22 protein-coding genes are annotated in these 24,286 nt (G+C 72.6%); 5 read left to right on the top strand and 17 right to left on the bottom strand.

Annotated features, from left to right (window positions below):
* Nucleotides 1-70: 70 nt before the first annotated feature.
* From PV342_RS36640 to PV342_RS36595, 10 genes are all read right to left on the bottom strand, one after another.
* Nucleotides 71-241 carry a hypothetical protein gene (locus PV342_RS36640; protein WP_018562780.1) on the bottom strand — a complete coding sequence of 57 codons (171 nt, stop codon included), beginning with the start codon at nucleotides 239-241 and terminating at the stop codon, nucleotides 71-73.
* A 124-nt stretch (nucleotides 242-365) separates the two neighbouring features.
* Nucleotides 366-890, bottom strand: a complete 525-nt coding sequence (tsaE, locus tag PV342_RS36635) for a tRNA (adenosine(37)-N6)-threonylcarbamoyltransferase complex ATPase subunit type 1 TsaE (protein ID WP_386991404.1) — start codon at nucleotides 888-890, stop codon at nucleotides 366-368.
* A gap of 11 nt (nucleotides 891-901) precedes the next feature.
* Entirely contained in the window at nucleotides 902-2,182 is a 1,281-nt protein-coding gene (locus PV342_RS36630; RefSeq protein WP_329186191.1) for an alpha/beta fold hydrolase, read from the bottom strand.
* A 32-nt stretch (nucleotides 2,183-2,214) separates the two neighbouring features.
* Nucleotides 2,215-3,351, bottom strand: coding sequence for an alanine racemase (gene alr / locus PV342_RS36625; RefSeq protein WP_386991402.1), 1,137 nt, complete (start codon nucleotides 3,349-3,351; stop codon nucleotides 2,215-2,217).
* 35 nt (nucleotides 3,352-3,386) lie between these two features.
* Nucleotides 3,387-4,391, bottom strand: a complete 1,005-nt coding sequence (locus tag PV342_RS36620) for a L,D-transpeptidase family protein (protein ID WP_361011442.1) — start codon at nucleotides 4,389-4,391, stop codon at nucleotides 3,387-3,389.
* An 80-nt stretch (nucleotides 4,392-4,471) separates the two neighbouring features.
* Nucleotides 4,472-5,944 carry an NAD(P)H-hydrate dehydratase gene (locus PV342_RS36615; protein ID WP_500320474.1) on the bottom strand — a complete coding sequence of 491 codons (1,473 nt, stop codon included), beginning with the start codon at nucleotides 5,942-5,944 and terminating at the stop codon, nucleotides 4,472-4,474.
* Between the two features lie 187 nt (nucleotides 5,945-6,131).
* Nucleotides 6,132-6,500 (bottom strand): holo-ACP synthase, encoded by a 369-nt coding sequence (locus tag PV342_RS36610; protein WP_018562774.1) that lies wholly within the window; start codon nucleotides 6,498-6,500, stop codon nucleotides 6,132-6,134.
* A gap of 7 nt (nucleotides 6,501-6,507) precedes the next feature.
* Nucleotides 6,508-8,355: a glutamine--fructose-6-phosphate transaminase (isomerizing) gene (gene glmS, locus PV342_RS36605; protein ID WP_400799219.1), complete on the bottom strand. Its 1,848-nt coding sequence runs from the start codon at nucleotides 8,353-8,355 to the stop codon at nucleotides 6,508-6,510.
* A 120-nt stretch (nucleotides 8,356-8,475) separates the two neighbouring features.
* Nucleotides 8,476-8,868 carry a GtrA family protein gene (locus tag PV342_RS36600; protein ID WP_018562772.1) on the bottom strand — a complete coding sequence of 131 codons (393 nt, stop codon included), beginning with the start codon at nucleotides 8,866-8,868 and terminating at the stop codon, nucleotides 8,476-8,478.
* Nucleotides 8,868-9,842: a glycosyltransferase family 2 protein gene (locus PV342_RS36595; RefSeq protein WP_400799223.1), complete on the bottom strand. Its 975-nt coding sequence runs from the start codon at nucleotides 9,840-9,842 to the stop codon at nucleotides 8,868-8,870. The genes PV342_RS36600 and PV342_RS36595 overlap by 1 nt, the downstream gene beginning before the upstream one ends.
* Before the next feature lie 371 nt (nucleotides 9,843-10,213).
* Between PV342_RS36595 and PV342_RS36590 the strand changes: the two genes are divergently transcribed.
* The 3 genes from PV342_RS36590 to PV342_RS36580 all read left to right on the top strand — a co-directional run bounded on the left by PV342_RS36590 (nucleotide 10,214) and on the right by PV342_RS36580 (nucleotide 14,900).
* The gene (locus PV342_RS36590) at nucleotides 10,214-12,775 is read left to right on the top strand and encodes a YfhO family protein (protein ID WP_500320471.1); all 2,562 of its coding nucleotides are present in this window, start codon (nucleotides 10,214-10,216) and stop codon (nucleotides 12,773-12,775) included.
* Nucleotides 12,776-12,922: 147 nt separating this feature from the next.
* Nucleotides 12,923-13,924 carry a type I pantothenate kinase gene (gene coaA / locus PV342_RS36585; protein WP_018562769.1) on the top strand — a complete coding sequence of 334 codons (1,002 nt, stop codon included), beginning with the start codon at nucleotides 12,923-12,925 and terminating at the stop codon, nucleotides 13,922-13,924.
* Nucleotides 13,925-13,952: 28 nt separating this feature from the next.
* Complete coding sequence (locus PV342_RS36580) at nucleotides 13,953-14,900, top strand: DUF389 domain-containing protein (protein ID WP_400809620.1); 948 nt, start codon at nucleotides 13,953-13,955, stop codon at nucleotides 14,898-14,900.
* 11 nt (nucleotides 14,901-14,911) lie between these two features.
* Here PV342_RS36580 and glmM read toward each other — a convergent pair whose 3' ends face one another.
* The 4 genes from glmM to PV342_RS36560 all read right to left on the bottom strand — a co-directional run bounded on the left by glmM (nucleotide 14,912) and on the right by PV342_RS36560 (nucleotide 19,305).
* A complete protein-coding gene (glmM, locus tag PV342_RS36575) occupies nucleotides 14,912-16,270 on the bottom strand; it encodes a phosphoglucosamine mutase (protein ID WP_018562767.1) in 1,359 nt (452 codons plus the stop codon).
* Nucleotides 16,271-16,416: 146 nt separating this feature from the next.
* Nucleotides 16,417-16,917, bottom strand: a complete 501-nt coding sequence (rpsI, locus tag PV342_RS36570) for a 30S ribosomal protein S9 (RefSeq protein ID WP_018562766.1) — start codon at nucleotides 16,915-16,917, stop codon at nucleotides 16,417-16,419.
* Nucleotides 16,918-16,957: 40 nt separating this feature from the next.
* Entirely contained in the window at nucleotides 16,958-17,404 is a 447-nt protein-coding gene (gene rplM / locus PV342_RS36565) for a 50S ribosomal protein L13 (RefSeq protein WP_018562765.1), read from the bottom strand.
* 278 nt (nucleotides 17,405-17,682) lie between these two features.
* A complete protein-coding gene (locus PV342_RS36560; protein WP_026251682.1) occupies nucleotides 17,683-19,305 on the bottom strand; it encodes an ATP-binding cassette domain-containing protein in 1,623 nt (540 codons plus the stop codon).
* 66 nt (nucleotides 19,306-19,371) lie between these two features.
* Between PV342_RS36560 and PV342_RS36555 the strand changes: the two genes are divergently transcribed.
* Both PV342_RS36555 and PV342_RS36550 read left to right on the top strand, forming a co-directional pair.
* On the top strand, nucleotides 19,372-20,412 hold the full coding sequence (locus PV342_RS36555; RefSeq protein ID WP_400809616.1) for a hypothetical protein: 1,041 nt from the start codon (nucleotides 19,372-19,374) through the stop codon (nucleotides 20,410-20,412).
* 26 nt (nucleotides 20,413-20,438) lie between these two features.
* A complete protein-coding gene (locus tag PV342_RS36550) occupies nucleotides 20,439-22,289 on the top strand; it encodes a hypothetical protein (protein ID WP_500320466.1) in 1,851 nt (616 codons plus the stop codon).
* A 28-nt stretch (nucleotides 22,290-22,317) separates the two neighbouring features.
* On the opposite strand, the gene truA is transcribed toward PV342_RS36550, so the two are convergent.
* The 3 genes from truA to PV342_RS36535 all read right to left on the bottom strand — a co-directional run.
* Nucleotides 22,318-23,175, bottom strand: coding sequence for a tRNA pseudouridine(38-40) synthase TruA (truA, locus tag PV342_RS36545; protein ID WP_018562761.1), 858 nt, complete (start codon nucleotides 23,173-23,175; stop codon nucleotides 22,318-22,320).
* A 72-nt stretch (nucleotides 23,176-23,247) separates the two neighbouring features.
* Complete coding sequence (gene rplQ, locus PV342_RS36540) at nucleotides 23,248-23,751, bottom strand: 50S ribosomal protein L17 (protein ID WP_018562760.1); 504 nt, start codon at nucleotides 23,749-23,751, stop codon at nucleotides 23,248-23,250.
* Nucleotides 23,752-23,832: 81 nt separating this feature from the next.
* Nucleotides 23,833-24,286 (bottom strand): DNA-directed RNA polymerase subunit alpha C-terminal domain-containing protein (locus PV342_RS36535; protein WP_500320464.1); only part of this gene is annotated, 454 nt, incomplete at its 5' end.

The raw sequence follows: 24,286 nt of genomic DNA, 5'->3' as shown, positions 1-24,286 counted from the left end.
GTGCGACGGGAGGCGGGCACCCCGCCTCCCACCGCCCGGCCACTCCGGCCCGGGCGCGGATCGCTCCCGCTCAGGCCGCGTCCGCCTGGGGCCGCGTCGTGGGCTCGTCCTGTGTCGCGTCCGGTTCCGGCTCGTCGTGCTCCCCCGGCGGGGTGCACACCGCGTTCGCCGCCGCGGACGCCGCGAGCAGCGCCTGCACCGAGTAACCCGGCTCCGGCTCCGGGGCCGTGTGGGCCGACATGGATGCCTCCTGGGTCCGACGGGGTCGGGTTAGGCAGCCCTAACCCGCTCCTGGACTCCAGAAGAACACGTGGGACGTGCCGCACGCAACATCTTCCCGACACCTTGTCGGAACGGTTACGCGCTCAGACGCCGAGCCCCGCCAGGTCCGCACCGGCCCAGCGTGCGCCGACGCCGGTGACGACGACCTCGCGCACGTCGTGGTCCTCCTGCCCGTTCCCCGCGACCTCCCCCACCGCGCGGTGGATCACCAGCTGCAGCCGGTCGTCGGAGAGCTCCTCGACCTTGCCCTCGCCCCACTCGACCACGACCACCGACTCCGGCAGCGAGACGTCGAGGTCCAGGTCCTCCATCTCGTCGAGGCCGCCTGAGAGCCGGTACGCGTCCACGTGCACCAGGGCCGGACCGCCGGACAGCGGGGGGTGCACCCGCGCGATCACGAAGGTCGGCGACGTCACCGCGCCCCGGACGCCCATGCCCTCACCGAGGCCACGGGTCAGCGTGGTCTTGCCCGCGCCCAGGTCACCGCTGAGGACGACGAGGTCTCCGGCGCGCAGCAGCGGCGCGAGGCGGCGCCCCAGTTCGCGCATCTGTTCAGGGGTCTTGACCGTGACCCGGATCGCTTCCATGCCGATGGCTTCCATGCCCATGTGCCCGAATGCTACGCGCCGCCGGAGGCCACCCGGTCCGCCCTGCCCGGCCCCGCCTGCGGCGGTACCGCCAGTTCGCGCAGCGCCTGCGGGACCGGGGCGCGCGAGGCGTCGGCCGCCTCGGCGAGCAGCGCGGCCAGGTGCGTGCTGACCAGCTCGGGGTGCTCCAGCATCACCAGGTGCCCGGCACCGGGCACCACCACCAGCTCGGTGTCCGGCAGGCGCTCGGCGATGGACCGGCTGTGCTCACTCGGCGTCAGCAGGTCCTTGTCCCCGGCGAGTACGAGCCCGGGCAGGCCGTCCAGCACGTCCAGGGCCTCGCTCTTCTCGTGCTCGGTGAAGGCCGGGTAGAACTCCGCGACCACGTCGATCGGGGTCGACTCGATCATCCGCTCGGCGAAGCGCGCGACGCCCGGGTCCACGTCGGAGCCGAAGGAGTAGCGCTTGATGATCCCGGCGAAGAGGTCGGCCGTGGCCCGGCGCCCCCGCTCCACCAGGTCGACCTGGGTGCCCAGGATCCGCAGCACCCCCGGCGCCAGCGCCCGCAGCGCCCGCGCGCCCGCCGCCGGCAGGCCGAGCGTCACGCTGGCCAGCTTGCCGGACGAGGTGCCGACGAAGGCGAAGCCGGCCACCCGCTCGGCGACCACCTCGGGGAACTGGTCGGCGAAGGCCATGACCGTCATGCCCCCCATGGAGTGCCCGACGAGCACCAGCGGGCCCTCCGGCGCGGCGGCGTCCAGGACCGCCTTCAGGTCGCGGCCGAGCTGGTCGATCGTGGCGGGCCCGCCGTCCTCCTGGTCCTTGCCCCGGCCGGAGCGGCCGTGGCTGCGCTGGTCCCAGTAGACGGCGCGTATCGCCCCGCGCAGCGCGGCGCGCTGGAAGTGCCAGGAGTCCTGGTTGAGGCAGTAGCCGTGGCAGAAGACCACGGTCAGCGGCGGTGCCTGACCGCCGCGGCGGAAGAACTGCCAGCGGCGCGGCGGCGCGGCCGCGTCGGCCACCGCCGGCTCCGCCTCCTCGACCTCGTAGTAGAGCTCGGTGCCGTCCTCTGCGACGGCCCGGCCCGGCATCCCGCGCAGCGAGCCGTAGGGCCCGGCCAGGTCGAGGGCGAGCCGGGCGCGCTTGCGCATGCCCCGGCCGACCGTGGCCCGCTCCAGCGCCACACCGGCGGCGGCGCCCGCCGCCACGACTCCGATGGCCGCGCCGACGATCCCGGCGCGCTGCCAGCGCCCGGAGGCGGCGGCCGCCTCGGCCACCGCCTCGATCGCCCCCGTCGCTTTACCGCTCTCCGTCATGGTCGTACCGCTGCTTCCCCTCGGCTACGCGTTTACGTACCCACGTAGACGCGCGGCACCCGGGACCCGATCCGAGTGACGATCTCGTACGCGATGGTGCCCGCCGCCCGCGCCCAGTCCTCGGCGGTCGGCTCGCCGCGGTCACCGGGGCCGAACAGTACCGCCTCGTCACCGGCGTCGGCGCGGTCGCCCCCGAGGTCGACCACGAACTGGTCCATCGCCACCCGCCCGGCGACCGTCCGCCACTTGCCCGCCACCAGCACCGGGCCGGTGCCCGAGGCGTGCCGCGGGACGCCGTCGGCGTACCCGACCGGCACCAGGGCGAGGGTGGTCTCGCCGGGCGTCGTGTAGTGGTGCCCGTACGAGACACCGTGGCCCCCGGGGACGCGCTTGGCCGAGGCCAGCCGCGCCGACAGCGTCATCACCGGCCGCAGCCCGAACTCGGCCGGGCCGCCGACCTGCGGGACCGGCGAGATCCCGTACATCGCCACGCCGGTCCTGACCAGGTCGAAGTGCGCCTCGGGCAGGGTCAGGGTGGCCGGGGAGTTCGCCATGTGGCGGACCTCGGGGCGCAGTCCGGCGCGCTCCGCGGTCTCCAGGGCGGTCCGGAAGACGGCGAGCTGCGCCGCGATGGAGGGGTGACCGGGCTCGTCGGCGCAGGCGAAATGCGACCACAGCCCGGTGACCTTGACCAGTCCCTCCGCCTCGGCGGCCCGGGCGGCGGCGACCAGGTCGGGCCACTCCGAGGGCTGGGCGCCGTTGCGGCCCAGGCCCGTGTCCGCCTTCAGCTGGACGCGCGCGGTACGGCCCGCGGCTGCGGCCGCCTCCGAGACCTCCCGCAGCGCCCACAGCGCGCTGACCGTCACGTCGACGTCCGCCTCCACGGCGGCCCGCCAGGGGCCGCCCGGCGTCCACAGCCAGCACAGCACGGGGGCCGTGATCCCGGCCGCGCGCAGGGCCAGCGCCTCATCGGGCGTGGCCGTGCCGAGCCAGCCGGCGCCCGCCTCCAGGGCGGCCCTGGCGCACGGCACCATCCCGTGGCCGTAAGCGTCCGCCTTGACCACGGCCATGAGCCCGGAGCGGGGCGCGCGGGCGCGCAGCGCCACGACGTTGGACCGCAGGGCGGCGAGGTCGACCGTGGCCTGGGCGCGCAGATTCGTCTCATCCATCGCGCCCAGTGTCTCAGGCCGGGCCTGTTCCACCGTCACGTGGCGGGTTTGGCTCCCCACACGTACACCGCCTCCTGGATCTTCAGGACGTTCCACAGCAGGCGCGCGTTGCGGTTGGAGAGGTTGATGCAGCCGTGCGATCCGGGCGCCTTGTAGACGCTTCCGGGAGTGGCGTGCATCGCCTGGCCGCCGCTGAAGAACTGGCTGTACGGCATCGGGGCGTCGTAGATGTCCGATACGTGGTTCTTGTGTCGCCAGTAGACGGAGAAGCGGCCGGTGCGGGTGAGATAGCCCTTGCGGCCGCTGCGGATGGCGACCGGGCCGAAGACGACCTTGGTGCTGCTGCTCTGCACCCACAGCAGCTGGCGGTTGAGGTCGATGCAGACGATGCGCTTGCCCCGGGCCGGGGCCGGGCACCGGCGCGAGGCGTTCGGGCCCTTCCTGGTGGCCTCGTCGAGGCGGAGGTAACCCCAGGTGGTGGGCCCCGCGAAGCCGGTGGCGGGAACGATGCCCCTGGACTTCTGGAAGCGGCGGATCTCCGCGCAGTCGGCCGCGGACTGGCTGCCGTTCACCGGCAGCCGCAGCCGCTTCTCCGCCTCGCGCTGGTAGGGGCCCGTGAAGGAGGTGCAGTACTCGCCGGGCTCGGGGTTCTCCCCGTCGCCCTCGTCGTAGTACGGGTCCTCGTTCTCCTCCGCCGCCGCCCGCTCCTCCTGGAACTTCCGGGCCCGCTCGACGTCCTCGGCCGGCACGAACTCCACCAGCTGCGGGTCCACCCAGTCCTCGTCCTCGTCCTCGGCGGGCGCGGCGCTGCGCTGGGGCTCGGCGGCCGGCATGCCGATCCGGCGGGGCGGGGCGCCCTGGTCGGGGGTGTCGACCTGACGGGAGGCCACCGGGCCGAAGGGGACCCCGGGCACGAGCCGGTCGACCGGCACCGGCCGGTCGCCGTCGTCCGCGACGGCCGTCGTGTGCGCACCGAGTGCCGCCAGGGCGATCACCGCCGCGGTGAGCAGCCGGGCCCTACTTCTGGCATACGTTCCCATGAACACACAAATTGACCCGCGGCCGCCCTGTGGAACGCAGCGTCGGCGGACTCCACCCGTTTCGCCCAGTTGACGGCGGCTCAGGACCTGATGTCGCGCCAGGCACCGGGAAGGGCGGCGGCCACGTCGTGCGCGGCGACCGGCGCACCCACCGGGCCCGCGGCGACCCGCGCCGACATTCCGTGCAGGTAGGCGCCGACCGAGGCCGCGTCACGCGGGGCGAGCCCCGCGGCCAGCAGGGACCCGGTGATCCCGGAGAGCACGTCACCGCTGCCCGCCGTCGCCAGCCAGGACGTCCCCGTGGGGTTGACCCGGACCGGCACCCCCGGCTCCGGTGACGCGACGAGCGTCGTGGAGCCCTTCAGCAGCGCCGTCGCCCCGAAGGCGTCGGCCAGCCGCCGCACGTGGTCCAGCCGCGCCGCCTCCACCTCCTCGCGGGCCACGCCGAGCAGCGCCGCCGCCTCCCCGGCGTGCGGGGTCAGCACGGTGCCCGCGGTGCGGGAGCGCACCACGGCCCGGCCCAGCAGCCGCAGGCCGTCCGCGTCCACGAGCACCGGCACGTCCGAGGCGAGCACGTCGTCCACCGCGCGCCGCGCCTCCGGCCCGTCGCCCAGCCCCGGGCCCACCACCCAGGCCTGCACCCGGCCGGCCTTGTGCGGCGGCCCCGCCGACACCAGCGTCTCCGGGAAGCGGGCCAGCACGGCCTGCGCCCCCGGGCCCACGTACCGCACCGCCCCCGCGCCGGCGCGCAGCGCCCCGGCCACCGCGAGCACCGCGGCCCCGGGGTAGCGCTCCGAGCCCGCGACGACGCCGACCACCCCGCGCCGGTACTTGTCGCTCTCGGCCTCCGGGACCGGCAGGAGGGCGGCGACGTCGGCGTGCTGCAGCGCCTCCAGGTCGGGCGGGGTGCCGGCCAGGTCGGGGCCGAGGCCGATGTCGACCAGGCGCTGGGCTCCCGCGTGCCCGGCGGCCGGGTCCACGAGCAGGCCCGGCTTGTACGTGCCGAACGTCACCGTCATGTCGGCGCGCACCGCCGCGCCCCGGACCTCGCCGGTGTCGGCGTCCACACCGCTCGGCAGATCCACGGCGACCACGACCGCCCCGGACGCGTGCGCGGCCTCCGCCAGCGGCACCGCCTCGGCACGCAGGCCGCCCTTGCCGCCGATGCCCACGATGCCGTCCAGCACGAGGTCGGCGCGGTGGACCAGGGCCACCGCGTCCACGTCCTCCGCGGTGACGGCACGGCCGCCCGCGGCGCGCAGGGCGGCCAGGCCGCCGCGGTGCGCCTTCTGGGGCGCCAGCAGGACGGCGGTCACCCCCGCCCCCCGCCGCGCCAGGCGGGCCCCCGCGTACAGGGCGTCGCCGCCGTTGTCCCCGCTCCCGGTCAGCACGACGACGCGGGCCGCGTAGACCCCGCCCCCGGCGCCGAGCGCGTTCGCGCACGCCGCCGCGAGGCCGGCCGCCGCCCGCTGCATCAGGGCCCCCTCCGGAACCCGCGCCATGAGCGCCCGCTCCGCCGCCCGTACGGTCTCCACGCTGTACGCCACCCGCATGCGGCCATGTTCCCACCGCGGGGCTGTGGTTGCGCGCCGTCTGTGGGCGCGGGTGCGCCGTGGCCGCTGTCGGGGTCTTTCGCCTGCTCGTCCCGGCGCCGGTGGGTGGGTGCGGGTTCGTCCCGTGCCCTGCGGGCGCACAGCGGCCGGCTGCGGACGGGAAGGCGGCGCCCGGCCGGTCCGCCCGTCAGCCCTCCGCGATGACCACCGCCGACGCGACCCCCGCATCGTGGCTGAGGGAGATGTGGAACGTCCGCACCCCCAACTGCTCCGCCCGGGCCGCCACCGTCCCCCGGACGACCAGCCGCGGCTGCCCCGAATCCTCCGTGACGACCTCCGCGTCCGCCCAGTGCAGCCCTCCGGGCGCCCCCAGCGCCTTCGCCACCGCCTCCTTCGCGGCGAACCGCGCCGCGAGGGAGGCGCCGCCCCGGCGGGCCCCACTGGGGAGGTGGAGCTCGCCGGGGAGGAAGAGCCGCTCCGCCAGGCCGGGCGTGCGCTCCAGGGACTGCTCGAAGCGGTCGATCTCCGCGACGTCGATGCCCACCCCGATGATCACGGCGTGATCACTCGACCGTGACGGACTTCGCGAGGTTCCGCGGCTGGTCGACCTCGTTCCCGCGGGCCGTGGCCAGTTCGCAGGCGAAGACCTGCAGCGGCACGGTCGTGACCAGCGGCTGCAGCAGCGTCGGGGTCTGCGGGACCCGCACCAGGTGGTCGGCGTAGGGGACGACGGACTCGTCGCCCTCCTCCGCGATGACGATGGTGCGCGCGCCGCGGGCCCGGATCTCCTGGATGTTGGAGACGATCTTGTCGTGCAGCACCGAGCGTCCACGCGGCGACGGCACGACCACGACGACCGGGAGGTCCTCCTCGATCAGCGCGATGGGACCGTGCTTGAGCTCGCCGGCGGCGAAGCCCTCGGCGTGCATGTAGGCGAGTTCCTTGAGCTTGAGCGCGCCCTCCAGGGCCACGGGGTAGCCCACGTGGCGGCCGAGGAAGAGGACGGTGTTCTTGTCCTTGAGGGAGCGGGCCAGTTCACGGACCGGCTCCATGGTCTGCAGGACCTGCTCGACCTGGCGGGAGATCTGGGAGAGCTCGCGGATGACGGCGAGGATCTCGTCCCCCCACTTCGTGCCGCGCACCTGGCCCAGGTAGAGGGCGACGAGGTAGCAGGCGACGACCTGGGTGAGGAACGCCTTGGTGGAGGCGACGGCGACCTCGGGGCCGGCGTGCGTGTAGAGCACCGCGTCCGACTCGCGCGGGATGGTGGAGCCGTTGGTGTTGCAGATGGCCAGCACCTTGGAGCCCTGCTCGCGGGCGTGCCGCAGGGCCATCAGGGTGTCCATGGTCTCGCCGGACTGGCTGATCGCGACCACCAGCGTGCGGGGGGCCAGGATCGGGTCGCGGTAGCGGAACTCGCTCGCGAGCTCGACCTCGCAGGGGATGCGGGTCCAGTGCTCGATCGCGTACTTGGCGATCATGCCCGCGTGGAAGGCGGTGCCGCAGGCGACGATGACGATCTTGTCGATCTCGCGGAGCACGGTGGCGGGGATGCGCACCTCGTCGAGGGTGAGCAGGCCGCTCGCGTCGATCCGGCCCAGCAGCGTGTCCGCGACGGCCTTGGGCTGCTCGGCGATCTCCTTGAGCATGAAGTAGTCGTAGCCGCCCTTCTCGGCGGCCGAGGCGTCCCAGTCGATGTGGTACGGCCGGACGTCGGCGGGCTTGCCCTCGAAGTCGGTGACGGTGACGCCCTCGCGGCGCAGCTCGACGACCTGGTCCTGGCCGAGTTCGATGGCGTCGCGGGTGTACGCGATGAAGGCCGCGACGTCGGAGGCGAGGAAGTTCTCGCCGTCGCCGACGCCCACGACGAGCGGGGAGTTGCGACGGGCGCCGACCACGACGTCCGGCTCGTCGGCGTGCACGGCCACCAGCGTGAAGGCGCCTTCGAGGCGGCCGCAGACCTGGCGCATCGCCTCGGCCAGGTCCCCGGTGGAGGAGTAGGCCTCGGCGAGGAGGTGGGAGACGACCTCGGTGTCGGTCTCCGAGAGCAGGTCGTGGCCGCGTTCGGCGAGTTCGGCGCGCAGGGCGGCGAAGTTCTCGATGATGCCGTTGTGGACGACGGCGACCCGGCCCGCGTTGTCCAGGTGCGGGTGCGCGTTGGCGTCCGTGGGTCCGCCGTGGGTGGCCCAGCGGGTGTGCCCGAGGCCGGCGAGGCCGGCCGGCAGCGGGCGCTCGTCCAGCAGCTTCTCCAGGTTGGCCAGCTTGCCCGCCTTCTTCGCCGAGGCCAGGCCGCCGTCGGCGAGGACGGCGACGCCCGCCGAGTCGTATCCCCGGTACTCGAGCCGCTTCAGACCCGTGATGACAACGTCGAGGGCGGACTGGCCGCCCACGTATCCAACGATTCCGCACATGCGCCGTAGCCTACGGTCCGACCGGCGCCCGGACCTGCCGGAGCCTGCCCGAAATCGGAATTTCCCACGGGTCCGAACGTCCTGGTGATCACGGGGACGCCTCGCGAGCGGCGCCGTGTGTCACGCCGCCTGGCCACCGACCGCTTCCGCCCCCGGCCGGACCATGATCATGCGGGAGACCACGAAGGTGACCGGCACAGCCGCCGCCGAGGCGATCAGCGGCGCGAACCAGCTCCCCACCCGCAGCACGTCGACCAGCAGGTAGAGACCCCCGGTGGTGATCACGAAGTTGGCCACGTTGGTGAGCGGGAAGAGCAGGAACGTGCGCCAGCTCGGCCGGGTCCTGTAGGTGAACCAGGTCGTCAGGAAGTACGAACCGATCATGCTGAGCACAAAGGCCAGGACGTGCGCCGCCACGTACGGCAGCCGCAGCAGAAACAGCAGGTACAGGCCGTAGTAGACGCCGGTATTGGCGACTCCCACCATCCCGAACCGGATGAGCTGGCCGAGCATCAGCGGACCAGTTCCTTCCGCACCTCCGGCGCGTTCCGGCTCCCGGTTTGGACCAAGGCGACGTTGGTCGCCTTCACCAGATAGTGCGGGCGCCGCTTGACCTCGTAGTAAATTCGGCCGACATATTCACCGGCCACTCCCAGCATGACCATCTGCACACCCGACAGCGCCGTGATGGCCACCACGAGCGTGACATATCCAGGAGTTCTCACTCCGTTAACCAGCGCGCCACCGACAATCCATGCGGCATACGCGAAGGCGACGGAAAGCAGCAGCATTCCGAGATACAGCGCGATGCGCAGCGGCTTGTTGTTGAAGGACAGCAGGCCGTCGAGTCCGTAGTTGAGCAGCTTGCCGAACGTCCACTTGCTGCGGCCCTGCTCGCGTACGGCGTTCTGGTACTCGAAAGTGGCGGTCGGAAATCCCACCCAGGCGAAGAGGCCCTTGGAGAAGCGGTTGTACTCGGTGAGCTCGAGCACCGCGTCCGTCGCGCGACGGGAGAGCATCCGGAAGTCACCGACCCCGTCGACCAGTTCCACGTCGACCAGGCGGTTGATGACCCGGTAGTAGGCACGGGCGGCGATCGTCCGGGTGACCCGGTCACCCTCCCTGGTTCGCTTGGCGATGACCTGGTCGTAACCGTCGGCGTGCAGGTCGACCATGCGCCGTATGAGCTCGGGGGGGTGCTGCAGATCCGCATCCATGATGACGACGGCATCGCCCGAGGCGTGCTGCAGTCCCGCCAGCATGGCCGCCTCCTTGCCGAAGTTGCGGCTGAAGGAGACGAAGCGCACGTGGCCGTCCCGGTCGCCCAGCTGCTCCAGGATGGAGAGAGTCCGGTCCCGGCTTCCGTCGTCCACGTAGACGATTTCGAAGTCATGGCCGATCATCGCGAGTTCCATGACCAGATGATCATGGAAGCGGGCTATGACGTCCTCTTCGTTGAAGCACGGAACCACGACGGATATGAGCATGCTTCTCGCTCCAAGCGTGCTACTGGGCCAAGTGCGCAGGGACCCTAACACGAGTCCATTTACGCGGGCGGCGGCGAAAGCGGCCCGACGGACCGACAGGTTGCCCTGTGTACCCGCCGAGGATGTGCGGCGGGTAACGAAAGCACGTCCACTTATTGAACAAGGGCACCGACACCTTCGGCCGGCCCGGCACTCCGCACGTCGTCACCCTGCCACAGTGCGATCCGGAGCGGACTCGGCGGTTTGATTCGTGCTGCTAGCATCCCCGAGGTCAGACCGATTTTCGGGCGATCGGTCCGGTCTTCGTACGTGCGCGGTCGCATAAACGGCGGACGTTATTCCGGAAGACCGTCGGGAGGGAAAGGGGCCAGATGTCAATCCGGACGCCGGACAGGGACCGCCAGCGTGCCGCGGGACTTGCCGCGCTGCTCACCGCCGTGGCCGTCTGCGCCGGTGACGCGCTGGCCCGGAGCTTCCCCTTCGGACCCCGCTCCCGCAGTGTGATCGACCTCGCCAACCAGTTCGTCCCCTTCCACACCTGGCTGTGGGACCTCCTGCACGGCCGCACGGACGGCGGCCTGCTGGTCAACTGGCAGTCCGGCTACGGCTCCAGCTCGCTGCCCGACGTAGGCACCTATCTGGGCAGCCCCCTCTCGTTGCTGGTCGTGCTCTTCCCGAGGGACCGGATCGACCTGGCGCTCTACGCGATCACCGTGCTGAAACTGGCCCTTGCCGCAGCCGCGATGGCATGGCTGCTGCTCTCCCTGAGGCGCGGCCGCGGCTGGGTGGCGGCGGTCCTGGGCTCCGGGTACGCGCTGTGCGGCTGGTCGCTCTCCCAGGGCGCGATCAACCCCATGTGGCTGGACGGACTGATCGGATTCCCGCTGCTGTGCCTCGTCGGGGAGTGGGCGCGACACGGCCGTCGCCGACTGCTCGGCACGGCACTGGTCGCGTTGGTCTGGATCTCCAACTTCTACACGGCGTACATGGCCACCATCGGCGCCGGCCTGGTACTGATCGCCCAGCTGCTGATCAGCGACACCACGCTGAGAGAGCGCTGCGCGGCCGTACTGCGCGCCGCACTCACCACGGCGCTCGGCATCGGCCTGTCCGCGCCGCTGCTGTTCACCATCGCGCTCGGCACCCGGCACGCGTACCCCGGATCGGTCAGGGAGTTCTCCCCCCGGGACTGGACGGACGTACTCGCCCGGATGCTCCCCGCCACCTACAGCTCCATGGATCCCGCCGTCTACGTGGGTACCGCGGTACTGCTCCTCGCCTTGTGTCTGCCGTTCAACGGCGCGGTAGCCGCACGCGTGCGTCTGGTGTGGACCCTGCTGGTGGTAGGGATGGTGGCGTCCATGCAGTGGGGGCCCACCCATCTGGCCTGGCATGCCTTCAGCACGCCCAACGGCAGCGCCTACCGGCAGGCGTTCATCTTCAGCGGACTGCTGGTGATCGCCGCCTGGCAGGCCTTCGCGCACGGTGTACCGGGCTTCCGGCCGCTGCTCGCCGGCCTGGGCACGCTGGCGCTGATCACCGCGGGCGCCATGCGGAGCGAGTTCATCAGCGACTGGACGGTGCCCACCCTGGTCGCGGGCACCGCGGCCGCGGCGGGCGCCGTGGTGCTGCTGGGCCTGACCGCCCGCCGCCACCGCCGGTTCCTGGTGGCGCTCGCGGTCGTACTGCTCGTGGGGTCGCAGCTCGGACAAGCCACCATCAGTACGGACTACGCGGTCCGGGCGCGGCAGAGCAGGTTCCCCAGCCATCCGGTGTGGGGGGAGTACCAGGAGCAGCAGAGCAGGCTGGTCGCCGAGGCGGACGGCTGGCCGCGGTACCGCACCGACCCCGGCATCCCCCAGAGCACCGGCAACGATCCGCTGGTCGTCGGCGGGCAGGGGGCGCAGTACTACAGCAGCCTCACCTCGGTCGCTCTCAGCCGGACCCTGTTCTCCCTGGGCGCAGGCTGGTCCGCGCTCGGCCGTTCGCCGCAGAGCCTGGACAACTCGGTCACGGACACCATCTTCTCGGTCGGCGCCCGGGTGCACCCCGACACCATGACGGTCACCCGCAGGGACGTGCCGCCGCTGGTCACCGTGCGGCCGTCGGAGCACCCGCCTGCCTTCGGCCGGTCGGCCTTCCGCAACCAGGAACAGCTGCTCGGCGCGCAGGTCTACACCCTGCCCGGCGTCTCGGTCAGCCCGGCCGACGGCCACGCCGTCGCCCGCACCCGCGACCACGGCTACCGGCTCCCCGGGGGGAGCGCGGCCGGTGCAGGGGCCACAGACCGGCTCACCTTCTCCTGCCCGTCCGGCAGCGAGGTGTACCTGTGGGCCCCCGCGTACACCGGGACCGCGCAGCTCCCGGGCGGACCGGCCGCGAAGTTCCGCGGCCAACCGGCGCAGTTGGGAGCCGCGATGCGACGGCTCGGCACGGCCGCGGGGACGGCCCCGCTCACCGTCGAGCTGCACGCCGCCCAGTCAGGTGTGCTCCCCGAGCAGCCGGTGGGCTGCATGGACCCGGCCAGGCTCGCCGCCGCCGCACAGCGGCTCAAGGCCACCGCGGCCACCAGCGTCCAGGTCGGCAGCAGCGGTCTGGAAGCCGAACTGCCCGCCGGGAGTACGGGCACGGCCGTGATCGCCGTCCCGCGGACGGCCGGCTGGCAGTGCGCCGCGGGCGAGGGTGAGGAGAAGCCGGCCGGCAGTTACCTCGGCCTGATCTCGGTGCCACTGGACGGCAACACCACTCGGATCAGCTGCGACTTCCGACCGCCGGGGCTGCGGCTGGGCTCGGCGGCCGCCGGGGTGTCGCTGCTGGGCCTGGCCTGGCCGGTGCTGCTGCGCCGGCTCAGGAGCCGGCGAGGGCAGCCGGCCCCGGACGAGCCGTCCGAGCCCCCGGCCGCCAGGCCCGTGCAGAGGGCGACTTCGGCATAGGGCCGCATGCCGCCGTGGTGGCGGGCGCCGTCGGCCGACGGCGCCCGCCACCACGACATGGGATGCCTGACGCGCGATCCGCCCTGGTGGCCGCCGCGTGACGCACCCCACTCCGCCGTCCCGTTCAAACTCCGTTAACAATGGACTGTGATCTCACCGGTCTCCTCGATGCCCCAAAGCGCCCACCGGCCCAGGTCGGAGGCGACTCCCTACGTCGACCTGACACGGGCCGAGTGGAGTGCGCTGCGCGACCGCACGCCGCTGCCGCTCACCGCCGAAGAGGTCGAGCGGCTGCGCGGCCTCGGCGACGTCATCGACCTGGAAGAGGTGATCGACGTCTACCTGCCGCTGTCACGACTGCTCAACCTCTACGTCGGCGCCACCCACGGCCTGCGCGGCGCGGTCAACACCTTCCTCGACGACACCGGCGAGGGCCACGGCTCGCAGACCGGTACGCCCTTCGTCATCGGCGTCGCCGGCAGCGTCGCGGTCGGCAAGTCGACCACCGCCCGCATCCTGCAGGCGCTGCTCGCCCGCTGGCCGGAGCACCCGCGGGTGGAACTGGTCACCACCGACGGATTCCTGCTGCCCAAGGCCGAGCTGCAGCGCCGCGGGCTGATGTCCCGCAAGGGCTTCCCCGAGTCGTACGACCGGCGCGCCCTGACGCGTTTCGTGGCCGACGTGAAGGCCGGCAAGGACGAGGTGCGCGCGCCCGTCTACTCGCACCTGATCTACGACATCGTGCCGGACGAGGAGCTGGTGGTCCGGCGGCCGGACATCCTCATCGTCGAGGGCCTGAACGTCCTGCAGCCCGCCCTGCCGGGCAAGGACGGCCGCACCCGGGTCGCGCTCGCCGACTACTTCGACTTCAGCGTGTACGTGGACGCGCGCACCGAGGACATCGAGCAGTGGTACCTGGCGCGCTTCCGCAAGCTGCGCGAGACCGCCTTCCAGAACCCCCTGTCGTACTTCCACCGCTACACCGAGGTCTCCGAGCAGGAGGCCATGGAGTACGGCCGCCACACCTGGCGCGCCATCAACCAGCCCAACCTGCTGGAGAACGTGCTCCCGACCCGCGGCCGGGCCACCCTGGTCCTGCGCAAGGGCCCCGACCACAAGGTCCAGAAGCTCTCCCTGCGCAAGCTGTAGTCCGGCGGCCGGGGGTAGCCTGCCCCGCATGCTGCATCTTCGGATGATCGTCCCGCAGGAGAGCACCGACGAAGTCCTCGCCCTCGTCGAGGGAACCGTCGGCGCCACCCACGTCGCGGTGCTGCCCGGCGCGGCCCGCAACCCGCGCGGGGACATCGTCATGTGCGACGTAGCGCGCGAGGCGGGTGACGAACTGCTGGCGGCCCTGCGGCGAACGGGCGTCGCCGAGGCGGGCTCCATCGCGGTGGAGCACATCGACCTGTCGCTGTCGCGCAACGCCGACCGGGCCGAGGAGGAGGCGCCCGGTGAGGGCGCGGACGCCGTGCTGTGGGAGTCGCTGACCGACGCGACCCATGAGGAGTCCACCCTCACCGTCACCTATCTGGCGTTCCTGGCCCTGGCGACGATGCTGGCGGCCTGCGGCGTGATGCTGGACAGCGCGATCCTGATCGTCGGCGCGATGGTGGTGGGCCCGGAATTCGGGCCGCTGGCGGGTGTGTGCACCGGCCTGGTCCAGCGCCACGGGCGTCTGGCCCGGCGCTCTCTGACGGCACTGGTGGTGGGCTTCCCGGTGGCGATGGTGCTCACCGGCGGCTTCAACTACCTGATGGACGCCCTCGGCGTCTTCAGCGTGGACGACTTCACGGCGCCGCATCCGTCGACCGCCTTCATCTGGCAGCCGGACGCCAGCTCCTTCGCGGTGGCCTTCCTCGCCGGGATCGCCGGGATCCTCTCGCTGACCTCCGCCAAATCCGGCGCCCTGGTCGGCGTCGCGATCTCGGTGACCACCGTCCCGGCGGCCGCCAACGCCGCCCTGGCCCTGTCCTACGGCGACTACCACGAGCTGTGGGGCTCGTCGGTGCAGCTGGGCGTCAACCTGGCGGGCATCGTCATCGCGGGCGTCCTGACGCTGCTCGCCCAGAAAGGCTTCTGGGCGATGCAGCGCAGGCGGCGTTCGGTGTCGCGGGCTTCCTGAGCCGTGCCGTTCTAGCCGAGCGCGGACTTCACGACGTCGGCGAGCCGGCTCGCCACGGAGCGGGCGTGGTCGATGTCGGCGGCCTCGACCATGACGCGGACCACCGGCTCGGTGCCGGAGGGGCGCAGCAGCACCCGGCCGGTGGTACCGAGTTCGGCCTCCGCCTCGGCCACGGCGACGGACAGCTCGGCGGAGGACTCGACGCGGCTCCTGTCGACGTCCCGGACGTTGATCAGGACCTGCGGCAGCCGCTCCATGACGGCGGACAGCTCGGCCAGCGAACGGCCGGTGGCGGCGACCCGGGCGGCCAGCATCAGGCCGGTGAGGGTGCCGTCGCCGGTGGTGGCGTGGTCGAGGATGATCACGTGGCCGGACTGCTCGCCGCCGAGCGCGTAACCGTGCTCCTTCATCGACTCCAGCACGTAGCGGTCGCCGACGCCGGTCTGGATCAGCTCGATGCCCTCGCGCTCCATGGCGAGCTTGAAGCCCAGGTTCGACATGACGGTGCCGACGACCGTGTTCTTGCGCAGCCGGTCCGCCTCGCGCAGGGCGAGGGCCAGCACGGCCAGGATCTGGTCGCCGTCGACCTCGTTGCCCTGGTGGTCCACGGCCAGGCAGCGGTCGGCGTCGCCGTCGTGGGCGATGCCGAGGTCCGCGCCGTGGTCGAGGACGGCGGCCTTGATCAGGTCCAGGTGGGTGGAGCCGCAGCCGTCGTTGATGTTGAGGCCGTCCGGCTGGGCGCCGATGGTGATCACTTCGGCGCCGGCCCGGGCGAAGGCCTCGGGCGAGACACGGGCCGCGGCACCGTGGGCCTCGTCCAGGACGATCTTCAGGCCGTCCAGGCGGTTCGGCAGGACGGCGATCAGGTGGGCGACGTACTGGTCGAAGCCCTCGTCGTACTCGCGCACACGGCCCACGCCGGCCCCGGTGGGGCGGTCCCAGGGGGCACCGGTGCGGTGCTCGTCGTAGACGGACTCGATGCGGTCCTCGAGCTGGTCCGCGAGCTTGTGACCGCCCCGGGCGAAGAACTTGATGCCGTTGTCGGGCATCGGGTTGTGGCTCGCGGAGAGCATCACGCCCAGGTCCGCGCCGAGCGCGCCGGTGAGATAGGCCACGGCCGGGGTCGGCAGCACGCCCACCCGCAGCACGTCCACGCCGGCGCTGGCGAGCCCGGCCACCACAGCGGCCTCCAGGAACTCTCCGGACGCCCGCGGGTCCCGTCCCACCACGGCCACCGGCTTGTGGCCCTCGAACGTTCCCGCCTCGGCGAGCACATGCGCCGCCGCGACCGACAGTCCGAGCGCCAGCTCAGCCGTCAGGTCCGCGTTCGCGACACCGCGCACGCCGTCCGTACCGAAGAGTCGTCCCACGTTTTCCTCCGAGATGTTGCCGTGCTCCGCCCCGTACCCGTCGGGCGTTCATCCGGTTATACGCCTATACCCCCCGGAATGCGTACGCCCCGGAGACGCACAAAGTGCCTCCGGGGCGTACGTGCAGTGCAGCGCGCGCCTGATGCTTAGCGCTTGCTGTACTGCGGCGCCTTGCGGGCCTTCTTCAGACCGGCCTTCTTGCGCTCGATCTCACGCGCGTCGCGGGTCAGGAACCCGGCCTTCTTGAGCGGGCCGCGGTTGTTGTCCACGTCCGCCTCGTTCAGCGCACGGGCGACGCCCAGGCGCAGCGCACCGGCCTGGCCGGAGATGCCGCCGCCGTTGATGCGGGCGATGACGTCGTAACGGCCGTCGAGCTCAAGGATCTTGAACGGCTCGTTGACTTCCTGCTGGTGCACCTTGTTGGGGAAGTACTCCTCCAGGGTGCGACCGTTGATCGTCCACTTGCCGGAGCCCGGGATGATCCGGACGCGGGCGATGGACTCCTTGCGGCGACCCGTGCCGGCGGCCGGCTGGGGCTCGCCGAAGCGGGAGGCGAGGGACTCGGAGGTGTACTCCTCCGGGATCTCGATGGTCTCCACGATCTCGCCGTCCTCGACGAGAGGGGTCTCAGGGGTGGTCTCGGCCACGATTCTCCTCAGATGCTTTCTGTGTCGGTGGTGGCCGGGACTAGCCCTGCGCGACCTGGCTGATCTCGAACGGAACCGGCTGCTGGGCGCCGTGCGGGTGCTCGGCACCCGCGTACACCTTCAGCTTCGAGAGCATCTGGCGGCCCAGGCTGTTCTTGGGCAGCATGCCCTTGACGGCCTTCTCGATGGCCTTCTCGGGGTTCTTGTCGAGCAGCTCGTCGTAGCGGACGGAGCGCAGACCGCCCGGGAAGCCCGAGTGGCGGTAGGCGAGCTTCTGCTGCTTCTTGTTGCCGGAGAGGTGCACCTTGTCGGCGTTGATGATGATGACAAAGTCACCCGTGTCGACGTGAGGCGCATAAATCGGCTTGTGCTTGCCCCTCAGGAGGGACGCGGCCTGGGACGCCAGACGGCCCAGGACGACGTCCTGCGCGTCAATGACGTGCCACTGGCGCTGGACATCGCCGGGCTTGGGGCTGAACGTACGCACGGTCGTAGCCTTCGCTTCTTCAGTGAGTGGGTACTGACAAGGCCACCCGGACGATCACGACAGCCCTGTCGCCTGCGGCGACGCATACCGCGGGCGAACGCTGGTCATCGGCCCGGTGGACCGGCGTAACGGCCTCTCACGTGAGAACGAGCAAGCCAGTACGCATAACGAACCTGCAGAATACCCGCGCCTGCCCGTTCGGGTCAAAACAGCCGGTGCGGGGCGCGCCCGCGCCCGTCGCCCCGCCCGTCCCTCCGCCCGTGGCCCTGCCCCCCCGGTCACCGCTCCCGCACGACCCGCGCCTCCTCCCACACCGGCTCCGGCACCTCCCGGACGAGGCCGTCCGCGCCGAAGACCAGGTACCGGTCGAAGCTGCGGGCGAACCAGCGGTCGTGCGTGACCGCGAGCACGGTCCCGTCGTACGCCTCCAGCCCCTCCTGCAGGGCCTCCGCCGACTCCAGGTCGAGGTTGTCGGTGGGCTCGTCCAGCAGCAGCGCCGTCGCGCCCGCCAGCTCCAGCAGCAGGATCTGGAAGCGCGCCTGCTGCCCGCCCGACAGCTGGTCGAAGCGCTGGTCGCCCTGCCGGTCGAGCTCGTAGCGCCGCAGGGCCGACATCGCCTTGCCGCGGTCGCGCGCGTGCTCGGTCCACAGGATGTCGACCAGGGTGCGCCCCATCAGCTCGGGATGCGCGTGCGTCTGCGCGAAGTGCCCCGGCACGACCCGCGCGCCCAGCTTCCACTCCCCCGAGTGCCGCACGCCGGTGTCACCCGCCAGCAGCCGCAGGAAGTGCGACTTGCCCGAGCCGTTCGAACCGAGGACGGCCACCCGCTCCCCGTAGAAGACCTCCAGGTCGAACGGCTTCATCAGCCCGGTCAGCTCCAGCCGCACGCAGGTGACGGCGCGCAGGCCGGTCCGCCCGCCGGACAGCCGCATGCGGATGTCCTGCTCGCGCGGCGGCTCCTGCGGCGGCCCCGCCTCCTCGAACTTCCGCAGCCGGGTCTGCGCGGCCCGGTAGCGGGACGCCATGTCGGGACTGATCGCCGCCTGCTGACGGAGGGTCAGTACGAGCTTCTTCAGCCGGGCGTGCTCCTCCTCCCAGCGCCGCCGCAGTTCCTCGAAGCGGGCGAAGCGTTCGCGGCGCGCCTCGTGGTACGTGGCGAAGCCGCCGCCGTGCACCCACACGTCCGAGCCGGCCGGCCCCGGTTCCACACTGACGATCTTCTCGGCGGAGCGCGCCAGCAGCTCCCGGTCGTGGGAGACGAACAGCACCGTCTTCCTGGTCTGCCGCAGCTGCTCCTCCAGCCAGCGCTTCCCGGGGACGTCGAGGTAGTTGTCCGGCTCGTCCAGCAGCAGTACCTCGTCGGTGCCGCGCAGCAGCGCCTCCAGCACCAGCCGCTTCTGCTCGCCGCCCGACAGCGTCCGCACCTCGCGCCACTGGGCCCGCTCGTACGGGACGCCCAGCGCCGCCGTGGTGCACATGTCCCAGACCGTCTCGGCCTCGTAGCCGCGGGCCTCGGCCCAGTCGCTGAGCGCCTGCGCGTAGGCCAGCTGGGCGGCCTCGTCGTCCTGCGCCATGATCTCCAGCTCGGCGGCGTCGACGGCCGCCGCTGCCTCGCGGATGCGCGGCGGCGCGACGGACACCAGCAGGTCCCGCACGGTCCGGTCGTCCCGCACCGAGCCGACGAACTGCGGCATGACACCCAGTCCGCCGCTCACCGCGACCGTGCCGCCGTGCGGCTTCAACTCGCCGGAGATCAGCCGCAGCAGGGTCGTCTTGCCGGCGCCGTTCGCCCCGACGAGGGCCACCGCGGCGCCCTCGCCCACCCGGAAGGAGACGTCGCCCAGCAACACCCGGCCGTCCGGCAGGTAGTACTCCAGATGCGCAACGTCCACATGTCCCATGCAGTGGATTGTCGTAGCGCGGCCGCCGGCCGCCAAACGGGTTTTCTCCTCTATAGACTCCGCGCCATGACTGACGGGCCGCAGCAGCCGTACAACCCGAACCAGGGATGGACCGCACCGCCGGGACAGCAAGGCGTCCCGGGCACCCCCGGGGAACAGCGCCAGGTACTCCGCGGCCAGGTCGTAGGGGGCCCCGACCACCAGGCCCAGCAGCCTGCCTGGACCCCGCCGGCCGACTGGTCGCCACCGCAGCCCGGCCAGGGCACCCGGGGCCCCGCGCAGCCGCAGTCCGCACCGCGCGTCGCCGAGGAGCCGGACTGGTCGGCGCTCGCCGACGAGGCGGAGGCCGGCGCCAGACGCCGCCGGCTGCTGTTCATAGGCGGCGGCGTCCTCGCCGCCGCCGCCGTCGCCGGGATCGTCGCGGTCGCCGTGGTCAGTTCCGGCGGCAGCCCCGGCCCCTCGCCCACCGTGACCGCCGCCGGCCCCTCCTCCGAGGTCGCCCTGCCCCCCGAGCCCTCCTTCTCCGAGGTCTCCCCCGGCCCGACCTACGGCCCGCTCGACTTCCTCTCCACCGCCGCCAAGGACACCGCCCCGCTCGGCGCGGGCACCCTCTTCCCCGGCAAGAAACTGGACTACTCCGGCGGCCGCTCCTACGTGAAGACCGCCTCCAAGGACAACCGCGACTGCGCCGACGCCGCGACCGGCCCACTGGCCGCCGCGCTCACCCGCAACGGCTGCACCCGCATGATGCGCGTGACCTACACCCGCGGTGGCTCCGCGGTCACCGTCGGCGTGGCCGTGTTCAAGGACAAGGCCTCCGCGAAGAAGCTGGCCAAGAACAACAAGTTCGTGCGCCCGCTGAACGGCGGCGGCGTCGCCGACTTCTGCCACGCCGTGAAGTGCTGGTCAAAGTCCGGCGCCGTGGGCCGCTACGCGTACTTCACCATCTCCGGCCCCAAGAACGGCAGCGCGGCCACCGGCTCCGACACCGCCTCCCGGCAGGCCGGCCAGGACGGCTTCAACTACGCCTTCAGCCGCATCGTCCAGCGCGGCAGGGACCAGGCCGACGCCGCGATGGCCTCCGAGGCCGCCTCACCGGCCAACTGACCCCACCCCACCCGGACCGGAACGGCATGCCCTCCCTGCGTACGCTGCTGACCCTGCCCCGCATGCTCCGCCACGGCGCCGCCGTCGGCGCCGGCCTGCCACCGGACGAGGCCGTCGTCCTGGACGTACCCGGCGTCCCGCTGCGCGGCGCGCTCGCCGCGGCCGGCACCGGCGACCACGGGCCCGCCCGGGAGCTGCTGTCCGCGACCCGGCTGGGCTGCCAGTGGGAGCTGCGCGACACCTACGTCTCCGAACTGGCGCAGTTCGCGCTCCACAACCCCGGCTGGCTGGACGCCTGGCTCGCCGCCGCGCCCGACGACCCGGACGCGGCGCTGGTCAAAGCCGACCTGTGCGTCCACCAGGCCTGGGAGATACGCAGCGGCGCCCGCGCCTTTGAGGTCTCGCCGGAGCAGTTCAAGGCCTTCTTCACGCTGCTCAAGGACGCGGTGCCGGTGATCGGCGCCGCCGCCGAGTTCAACCCCGCCGACCCCGTGCCGTGGCGCGTCGCGCTCACCCACGCGCGGGGCATGCAGTCCTCGCGGGAGATCTTCGACGCGTACTGGACCGAGGCCGTCGAGCGCGCCCCGCACCACTACGGCTGCCACGCCTCCGCCCTGCAGTACCTGTGCGCCAAGTGGTACGGCACCCACCGCGAGATGTTCGACTTCGCCGAACAGGCCGCCGAGGAGGCCCTGCCCGGTTCGAAGATCAACGCGCTGCCGCTGCTCGCCGCCGTCGAGTACGAGATCGTCGCGGGCGGGCCCGCCGCCGACGACGCCTCCGGCGCGGACGTGATCGAGCCGGCCCGCGTCACGGCCGCCCTCGACCGCGCCCTGGAACTGTCCGGTTGGTACGACCCCGGCGACCCGGAGGCGGCGGGGTTCCGCAACCACCTGGCGCTGATGCTGGCGCGCGCGGGCCGCTGGCGGGAGGCCCTGGGCGTCTTCCGTGAGATCGGCGTGCACGCCACCAGCCTCCCCTGGGCCCACCTGGGCGCGGACCCCCGCCAGGAGTTCCTGGACTTCCGCACCGGGGTGCGGATGCAGGTCGCCACCCGCACGCCGTTCTTCTCCGCCCCGCCCGCCGTCCCCGTCCCCGCCGACGCCACCGACTGGGCGCCGCGCACCCTGGCGGTGGCGTCCGCGTCCCTGACCGCCGTCGCACAGGCGGCGCTGCTGTGCCGGACCGGGCTGCGGCTGGCCCCGGCGGGAGCGGGCTTCACGCATGTCGAGCTGACCGGCGAGGGCAGCCTGGCGGGGGCGGTCGACCTGTTCACGGCGGGCGAGAAGTGGCCCGCGGTCGTCCTCCAGCGCTCGGGCGACCGGTACGGGATCACGCTGTACGCCAAGGGCAGGAAGGTCGCCGCGCACGAATGGGCGCCGGGGGCGCCCGTACCGTCCCTGGAGGCCGCCGGTGCCACGGCCGCCGCCCTCGCCACGGCCTACGGCGTCCGCGACACACGGCCCCTCACCGCACTGCTGCGCGGCATGGACGCCCCCGGGCGGCGGCTCGCGGACACGGTGACGGCACTGGGCCTGCCGGCGCTGCCTGAGGGCTTCGGGGAGCGTCCCGCGGCGCTCGACGGGCTGCCCGGCGCCCGGGTCCTCGCCCCCCGCGGCTTCCTCTCCGGGGTCAGGGACACCCTCACCACGGAGGACGGCGCGATGCCGCTCCCCCCGCGGGGCACCGCGGTGCGCCTGCCGGGCCGCTGGTGGGCGACCCGGGCGCTGTACCTGCTGCTACTCGCCCCCGCCGCCTGCCTCTCCTGGTGGGGCGCCTTCCACGACCGGCTCCGCCCGGTCCCCCTGGTGCTGACCTCCCTGGGCTCCGGCTACGTCCTCACCCAGGTGGTCACGGCACTGCACCGCCGCAGATGAGCGGCGCGGGCCCCGCCGGGCCCGCCCCTCAGGCGCGCGGCAGCGGCAGGGTGCGCATGTTGCGGGCCTCGCGGTTGCGCGCGGCCAGCAGTTCGTCCGCCGGGTAGCCGACCTCCTCCAGGGTCAGCCCGTGCGGCCGCACCACGTTGACCGCCGAGTGCCGCACCCGTCCCGCCAGGACCTCCCCGGGGAAGCCGGCCGGCCGGTGGCCGTCGCCGACCAGCAGCATCGCCCCGACCAGGGCGCGCACCATGTTGTGGCAGAAGGCGTCCGCCCGTACGGTCGCCACGGCCAGCCCCGAGGCGTCCCGCTCCCAGTGCAGTTCCAGGAGGGTGCGGATGGTCGTCGCGCCCTCCCGCTTCTTGCAGTAGGCCGCGAAGTCGTGCTCGCCGAGGAGCCTGCGCGCCGCCTCGTTCATCAGGTCGACGTCCACCGGCCGGTCGTGCCACAGCACGTGCCCCCGCAGCAGGGGGTCCACCCCGCCCTGGTGGTCGCCGACCCGGTAGGCGTAGCGGCGCCAGATCGCCGAGAAGCGCGCGTCGAAGCCGGCCGGGGCCCGGGAGACCCTCCACACCCGTACGTCCCAGGGCAGCCGTCCGGCCAGCCGGCGCAGCAGTTTGCCGCCCTCCAGCTCCCAGACCTCCTCCGGCAGGTCGACGTGCGCGACCTGGCCCCGGGCGTGCACACCGGCGTCCGTACGCCCGGCGACCGTCAGGTCGACCGGATCGGGCAGCCGCAGCACCGTCTGGAGGGCCGACTCCAGCTCCCCCTGCACGGTCCGCCTGCTGCGCTGCTTCGCCCACCCCGAGAACTCGGCCCCGTCGTACGCCAGGTCCAGCCGCACCCGGACGTAGCCGGGCTCCACGTCATCGCTCGCCACACTCACCCGCAGATCCTCTCAAACACGCGGACGGGCCCGCCCCCAGCGATCTGGGTGCGGGCCCGTCCGGTTGGGACGTCAGGCGTCCTTGGACTCCTCGGCCGGAGCCTCGGTGGCCTCAGCCTCGGCCTTGTCCTCGGCCGGGGCCTCGGTCTTGGTCTCGGCCTCCTTGACCGCGCGCTTGGTCGCGGCCTCCGCCTCGCCCGTGGCCTGCTGGGCCACGGTCAGCGCCTCCACCAGCTCGATGACGGCCATCGGCGCGTTGTCGCCGCGACGGTTACCGATCTTGGTGATGCGGGTGTAACCACCCGGGCGGTTCTCGTACCGCGGGGCGATCTCGGTGAAGAGCGTGTGGACGATGCTCTTGTCCGTGATCGTCTGCAGCACCAGGCGACGGTTGTGGATGTCGCCCTTCTTCGCCTTGGTGATCAGGCGCTCCGCGACCGGACGCAGACGGCGCGCCTTGGCCTCGGTGGTGGTGATGCGGCCGTGCTCGAACAGCGACTTCGCGAGGTTCGCGAGAAGCAGACGCTCGTGCGCGGCGCTGCCGCCCAGACGGGCACCCTTGGCGGGCTTCGGCATGGTGTTTCTCCTCTGATCTGCACCGGCCGTGTCAGGTACCGGTGTCAGGGCCCCCCGGGCGGACGCCCAGGGGCAGTCTGATCAGTACTGCTCGGTCTCGACGAAGCCGGCGTCGGCGTCGTCGTCCGCACCGAAGGTGTCGGCGGCGGAGGTCGGGTCGAATCCGGGCGGGCTGTCCTTCAGGGCCAGGCCCATGCCGGCCAGCTTCGCCTTGACCTCGTCGATCGACTTCGCACCGAAGTTGCGGATGTCGAGCAGGTCGGCCTCGGAACGCGCCACGAGCTCACCCACGGAGTGGATGCCCTCGCGCTTGAGGCAGTTGTAGGAACGGACGGTGAGCTCGAGCTCCTCGATCGGGAGCGCGAGGTCGGCCGCCAGGGCGGCGTCCGTCGGGGACGGGCCCATGTCGATGCCCTCGGCGTCGACGTTCAGCTCGCGGGCGAGACCGAACAGCTCGACCAGGGTCTTGCCGGCCGAGGCCACCGCGTCACGCGGACGCATCGCGGGCTTGGTCTCGACATCGACCACCAGCTTG

Source organism: Streptomyces sp. PA03-3a (genome assembly GCF_033792735.1).
In the GTDB taxonomy this organism is placed as follows: domain Bacteria; phylum Actinomycetota; class Actinomycetes; order Streptomycetales; family Streptomycetaceae; genus Actinacidiphila.
The sequence above is the reverse complement of the archived record's forward strand: the minus strand, read 5'-3'. Positions and strand labels throughout refer to the sequence as shown.